This window comes from Streptomyces sp. MUM 2J (genome assembly GCF_022414535.1).
In the GTDB taxonomy this organism is placed as follows: Bacteria; Actinomycetota; Actinomycetes; order Streptomycetales; family Streptomycetaceae; genus Streptomyces.
The window spans coordinates 1-6,147 of the sequence record NZ_JADWYM010000084.1 but is presented as its reverse complement, the minus strand read 5'-3'; the positions used below and the strand labels follow the sequence as shown (position 1 = coordinate 6,147).

The following is a 6,147-nucleotide window of genomic DNA, read 5'->3' as shown; positions in this document are numbered from 1 at the left end:
ACACCGAAATCGCGATCATGGAGAAGGGGCTTGCATCCCGCTCGAACCGGTAAACGCAGCGGCGTTGGCCAGATCGTCCGCAAGGACGCCGGCGGCCAGGTCACCACCTACGCCTACGACGTGAGCGGTCGCCTCGCCGAGGCGACCGGCCCCGACGGCACACATCTGTCCATCACCCGCGACCGGTACGGCCTCGTCCGCTCGGAGACCGTCGACGGACGTGAACTCAACTACTACTACGATGCGTTGGGTCGCCGTAACGGGCGGACGACCCCCAGCGGCGCGACCACCACGTGGGCGTACGACGCGGCGGGCCGGCGTATCCGCCTCGTCGCCTCCGGCCACTCCGTCGACGTCTCCTACGATGCTGCGGGGCGTGAGCTCACCCGGCACGTCGGTGACTTCCTCACGCTGCACAACTCGTACGACACGCTGGGCCGACTCGCCACCCAGTCGGCCGTCGGCCGGAACGACCGCACTCTTCAGAGCCGCGCCTACACCTATCGCGGAGACGGTGGTCTCGTTGTCCTCGACGACCGACTGAACGGCCAGCGCCGCTTCGACCTTGACCCGGTCGGCCGCGTCACCGCCGTCCGCGCCGAGAACTGGACCGAGACCTACGCCTACGACGCCGCCGGCAACCAGAGGCAGGCATCCTGGCCCGTCCCGTACCCCGGCCAGGAGGCCACCGGCGAGCGCGTGTACACCGGCACCCGCATCACCCGCGCAGGGAACGTCCGCTACGGATACGACGCCCTCGGCCGGATCACCCTGCGCCAGAAGAGCCGGCTGTCGCGCAAGCCGGAGACCTGGCGCTACGTGTGGGACACGGAGGACCGGCTCGTCGAGGTGACCACCCCGGACGGCACCTGCTGGCGCTACACGTATGACCCGCTTGGCCGTCGCACCGCGAAGTTCCGCCTTGCCGCCGACGGCGACACGGTCGTCGAACGTGTCGACTTCACCTGGGACGGCACGACGCTCTGCGAGCAGACGACACGGGCCGCCGCCCTGCCGCACCCGGTCACCCTCACCTGGGATCACCAGGGGCTGAAGCCGATCGCCCAGACCGAGCGCATCAGCGTGGCCGACGCCCCGCAGCAGGAGGTCGACTCGCGTTTCTTCGCGATCGTCACCGACCTCGTCGGCTCGCCGCGCGAGCTGGTCGACGAAAAGGGGGACATTGCCTGGCGCACCCGTACCACCCTGTGGGGCACCACCACCTGGAACAAGGACGCCACCGCCTATACGCCGCTGCGCTTTCCCGGCCAGTACAGCGACCCCGAGACAGGCCTGCACTACAACTACTTCCGTCACTATGACCCGGAGACCGCCCGCTACCTCTCCGCCGATCCCCTGGGCCTCGCGCCCGCACCCAATCCCACGGCGTACGTGCACAACCCGCACACGTGGATGGATCCGCTGGGACTCACGCCCTGCGACGAAGACGCGATCACGGTCTACCGCAAACAGACCGACCATCCGCTGAGCCAGCGCATTCACATCGGTGAGAACGGCGAGGTGGCCATCACGGGGAACGGCAAACTCTATGTGAACATGAGCGACGACATCAGGCACACCGTCGAATACCGGGGGGACGGCGGACAGATTGTTTCATTCGAAGTCTCCAGAGACTACCGAGACTCGATCCGGGAGTCGGCTCTGCCGCAGAACAAGGATGATCATCCGGACGGCGATGCCTTTACCCGGCAGGAATGGAAGGAATTGCTCAAGGAATACGCGGAAATCTCCGATCCGACCAAGGGGCCGGATCTCTACGGCATTCCGCGCAAGCTCTTCCCCGGCTTGCGCCAAGCGATCGCCGAGAACTCCGGACGCATCGTGCAGGAAGGATAGGATCGAACCATGATCCACAGCGAGGAGAGCGTCGCAGCCGAACTGGACCGCGTCCGGCAGCGCCCCGCAGCCGAGTCGGCTCCGCCGGTTCTGGCGGTCTTCACCGTCGATGTCGCCGAGGGCTCCTCCGAGGCCTATGTGCAGCGGGTACGGCACGTCCTTTCGGCGGCGCTCCATCTGGCCTGTACGGCGGAGTTCGACGACGAAGACCTGCCGGTGGACGAGTTCCCGGACTGGTTCACGACGCTCAGTGCCCGGGACGGTGAGGCGCCGCAGCATGTCGCCGTCCATGGCCGCACGGCGTACACGGACCGGAGTGGTGGAAGCCCTTGGTCGCTGCAGAACTGGATCTACCGTTTCGAGCCGGACGAGGATTCCCGCGGCTGGGAGTTCTGGGACGCCGTGCCGGTGGGTCCGGCGCAGGCCCGCGTCTGGGTGGACAGTTGGGGGGAATCGTTCTTCGGCTCTCTCGAGCTGCTGTGGTTGCTCTACACGGCCGGCGCCGCACGTATCGAGGGGCCGGAGGTCCACAGGGCGGTCACCTGGGCGTCGGAGGTGGGCGGCCGGTGACGGAGGCGGACCACGGTCGCCTCGTGCGAGCGGCGTACACCGACTCCACGATTACCGTGTACCAGGCGTTTCCACAGGAGATCGCCGAACCGGCACTGCGCGCAGGGACGTTCGTGGCGCCGTTCAAGCGTGAACGCATGACGTGGATCAAACCGTCCTTCCTGTGGATGATGTACCGCTCCGGCTGGGCCCGGAAGCCGAACCAGGAACACGTTCTCCGCATCGAGATCGACCGGGATGGGTTCGAGTGGGCGCTGGCGCATTCGGCCCTCAGTCATTTCAAGTCCGGGGTGCACGCGGACCGCGACCAGTGGCGTGCGGAGGTCGCCGCGTGCCCGGTGCGCGTGCAGTGGGACCCGGACCGGTCGGTCCTTATGGAACCGCAGCCGTGGCGCGCCATTCAGGTCGGCCTGTCCGGCGAAGCCGTGAGCCGTTACGTGAGCCAGTGGATCGTGGACATCGCGGACGTCACCGAACTGGCGCGGTCGACGCACGCTGCCGTACTCGATGACGCCCGGTGGCACCGACGAACTGCCGCGACGATGTCGCCGCTGCGGCTGTCATCGTGTGCCTGCGGGGGAACTGCGTCACCGGTGGCACCGACATCGGACTGCTGTCGACCGAGAGCGGAATCGCCACCGTTTCACCCGGGACGGTGCGTCGGCCGAACCGGGCCGGGACTGATCCGGGCGTCCATAACCGTCACGTCAACGGTTATGGGACTCTCGGTGTATGGCCTTGCCATGGACACGCAGATCCCGGTGGGCCCGACCGGGAAGAAGCTGCTGCCGCTGACGGTCAAGATGACGGCTCCGGCCAGCTGGAACGGGGGAGCGGGAGGCGAGTGAGGGGCTGCGTTCTCAGCTCTTGAGGAGCATGTTCCGGCTCTGGTCGGCGCCCGTGCCCGGCAGGGCGCGGGGAACCCGTGTTCTCGGTCGCGCATGCGGTGAGCGCGAACGACCCGTGTGCGTGGCGGGTTTACGCATCCCCACGGGCGTTCCCCGCGTCTACATCGGCATGGACCGTGTTGACCTGCGAAAGCCGCCCGCGCGCGAGGAACTGCCCGAGGGGTGTCTCGTCACCGCGATCCGGATGCCGGTGCGGATCGTCGTGCTCGTGCTCGTGGTGCCGGTGCGGATGCTGTGGGACCTGCTGGTCGTGGCCGGGCGGGTGCTGCGGGACACCGTGCTGCGGCCGGCCGGGCGAGCGCTGCTGTGGCTGGGGCGGGCCCTGCTCGTGTGGCCCGCGATCGGGGTGTGGCGGTACGTCGTCGTGCCGTTCGGAGCGCTGCTGCGTCTGCTCGGCCGGGTGCTGCTCGTCGGGCCGGCGGTGTGGCTGTACCGGCGGGTGCTCACGCCGCTGGGCCACGTCCTCGTGCGGGTGTGCCGGGGGATCGGCGCCGGGGCCGTGTGGCTGTACGCGCATGTGCTGACGCCGGTCGGGCACGTCCTGGGGTGGCTGCTGAAGGGGGCCGGGCTGGTGCTGGCCGTCCTCGTCGCCGCGGTGTACGCGGGCGCCTCCCGGATCGTGCGGTACTTCGTCATCGTGCCCGGTGTGTGGCTGTACACCTGGGTGCTCCGGCCGGCGGGGCGGGCCCTGGTCCGGTGTGCGCGGGGTGCGGCACGGGTGATCGGGCTGGCCGTCACGGGGGCCGGGGCCGCTCTGTACCGGACGGTCCGGGTGCTGGTCGTGCTGCCCCTGCTCGCGGTGTGGCGGTGGGTGCTCGTGCCCGCCGGGCGGGTGCTCGCGGTCGTCGCGCGCGAGGTCGGTGACGCGCTCGGGCACGCGTGGCGGGTCGCCGGGCGGATCTCGCGCGCCGTCGGCCGCTTCCTCGGCACCGTCTTCCGGTGGCTCTTCGTCGAGCCGGCGCGGTGGGTGTACGGGGTGGTGCTGGCGCCGGTGGGGCACGTCCTGCGGGACGCGGTGCTGCGGCCCGCGGCCCAGGCCGCGCGCAGTGCGGGCCGGGTCGTCCGGCAAACCCTCGCCGTCGCCCGCGAGACCGCGCGGCAGGCGCGCGCAGACCTGCGCCGGGCCCTGTTCGGGGTGCCCGGTGAGAAGGAAGCGGTGGGTGGGCGGGAACCCGCCGATGGTGAAACGCGTACTCTAGAGCAAAGGGTCCGGCGCGAAATGTCCCCGCCGACGCGGGGGTGATCCGGACCTGTGACACCGGGCAGGCGTCAGCCCGGAGGCGTTCCCCGCCGACGTGGGGCAGCGCCACGGATCGCGACACGAGGAGAAGTTCCCCTGGGCAAGCGACAGCCCGTAGGCCCGCCGCCCGCACCTGCGGTGCAGCGCATCCGACTGCGTTACACCAAGCGAGGCCGCCTCCGGTTCACCAGCCACCGTGACTTCCAGCGTGCCTTCGAGCGCGCGCTGCGCCGCGCCGAGGTGCCCATGGCGTACTCGGCGGGGTTCACGCCGCACCCGAAGGTGTCGTACGCCAATGCCGCACCCACCGGCACGGGCAGTGAGGCGGAGTACCTGGAGATCGCACTCGCCGCATCCCGCGACCCCGAACGGCTCAGGAGTCTCCTGGACGAGTCGCTGCCCGCGGGGCTCGACGTCGTCGAGGCGGTCGAGGCCCGCACCTCCGGGCTCGCCGACCGGCTCACGGCCTCCGTCTGGGAGCTTCGGCTGGACGGGGTCGACCCGGCGGACGCCGGGCGTGCGGTGGAGGCGTTCGAGGCTGCCGAGGCCGTCGAGGTCCGGCGCAGGACCAAGAACGGTGTGCGTACCTTCGACGCCCGACCGGCCGTGGTCAGTCTGAATGCGGGCGCCGGCTCCGACGAAGCAGCCGACGCCGTGCTCCACGCTGGGCCGAGTGACCCGCCTTGTGCGATACTGCGGCTGGTTGTTCGGCACGTGACGCCTGCCGTACGACCCGACGACGTCCTGTCCGGTCTCCGCGCCGTGGCCGACCTGGCGCCGCCGGTCCCCGCAGCGGTGACCAGGCTGGCGCAGGGGCTGCTCGATGAAGAGACCGGCACGGTGACCGACCCGCTCGCGCCCGACCGCGAGGCAGCCGAGGCCCTTGTGACGGCCACCCCGGCAGCCGCCGCGACGGCGCCGATGCCGGAAGGTTCCGCGTAGGGACGGACGTCGTAGCGCCGCCCTCGTACTCGGGAGCCACCTGGGTCGGGCAGCGCACCGACCAGAAGACTTTCGCCAGGCCGTAAGCGACAAGGCGTACGGAACCGGCGAGACAGGACACAGAGAGCTCCCGTGCGGCGCCCGCGCCCCGGACGGCGGCACCGCGCATCGCGCGAGCCGCGGACGTCAACGGCGTTCGATCGTCACGATCGACGCCGGACCGGGCGCGGCGCCCGGGAGCCTGACGGGAGAAACGCCCGCATGCTTGAGCCGACTGAGCCCACCCAGGGTTCCGAACACAACACCCCCAGCGACACCCTGCCGCCACGCCGGCGGCGCCGTGCCGCGTCCCGCCCGGCCGGTCCGCCGGCCGTCAGCGCCTTCGATGCTCCCGCCGGGACGGTGGAGCCGGCCATACCGGCCGCGGAGGACGAGGCCGAGGTCAAGCCCGACGAAACCGTGACCGAGGCACCGGCGCAGACCGAGGCCGAGGAGGCCGAGGAGTCCGCGGAGGCGGCCGAGGCCGCGCCCGCGGGCCGCCCGCGTCGTCGCGCCACCCGCCGCGCGTCCGCGCGCAGATCGATCAGCAGCAGACCGCGTCCCGAGGACGCCAGCTCGCCCGGCCGGCGC

General features: G+C 70.7%; 6 protein-coding genes. All 6 read left to right on the top strand.

Annotation, left to right across the window (positions count from 1 at the left end; genetic code table 11):
• Positions 1–1,857, top strand: a 1,857-nt coding sequence (locus tag I3F54_RS31595; RefSeq protein ID WP_240122364.1) for an RHS repeat domain-containing protein, incomplete at its 5' end; no start/stop codon positions are given.
• A gap of 9 nt (positions 1,858–1,866) precedes the next feature.
• Positions 1,867–2,427, top strand: a complete 561-nt coding sequence (locus I3F54_RS31590; RefSeq protein WP_240122363.1) for a hypothetical protein — start codon at positions 1,867–1,869, stop codon at positions 2,425–2,427.
• A complete protein-coding gene (locus I3F54_RS31585; protein WP_240122362.1) occupies positions 2,424–3,275 on the top strand; it encodes a DUF4291 domain-containing protein in 852 nt (283 codons plus the stop codon). Before I3F54_RS31590 ends, I3F54_RS31585 begins: the two co-directional genes overlap by 4 nt.
• Before the next feature lie 169 nt (positions 3,276–3,444).
• Entirely contained in the window at positions 3,445–4,578 is a 1,134-nt protein-coding gene (locus tag I3F54_RS31580) for a hypothetical protein (RefSeq protein ID WP_240122361.1), read from the top strand.
• Between the two features lie 135 nt (positions 4,579–4,713).
• Positions 4,714–5,517, top strand: a complete 804-nt coding sequence (locus I3F54_RS31575) for a TIGR03936 family radical SAM-associated protein (RefSeq protein WP_240122360.1) — start codon at positions 4,714–4,716, stop codon at positions 5,515–5,517.
• Positions 5,518–5,778: 261 nt separating this feature from the next.
• Positions 5,779–6,147 (top strand): hypothetical protein (locus I3F54_RS31570; protein WP_240122359.1); only part of this gene is annotated, 369 nt, incomplete at its 3' end.

What these genes read in the sequence shown, in the direction of transcription:
- I3F54_RS31590 (WP_240122363.1), top strand. Translation starts at nt 1,867, where the DNA reads ATGATCCACAGCGAGGAGAGCGTCGCAGCCGAACTGGACCGCGTCCGG.
- I3F54_RS31580 (WP_240122361.1), top strand. Translation starts at nt 3,445, where the DNA reads ATGGACCGTGTTGACCTGCGAAAGCCGCCCGCGCGCGAGGAACTGCCC.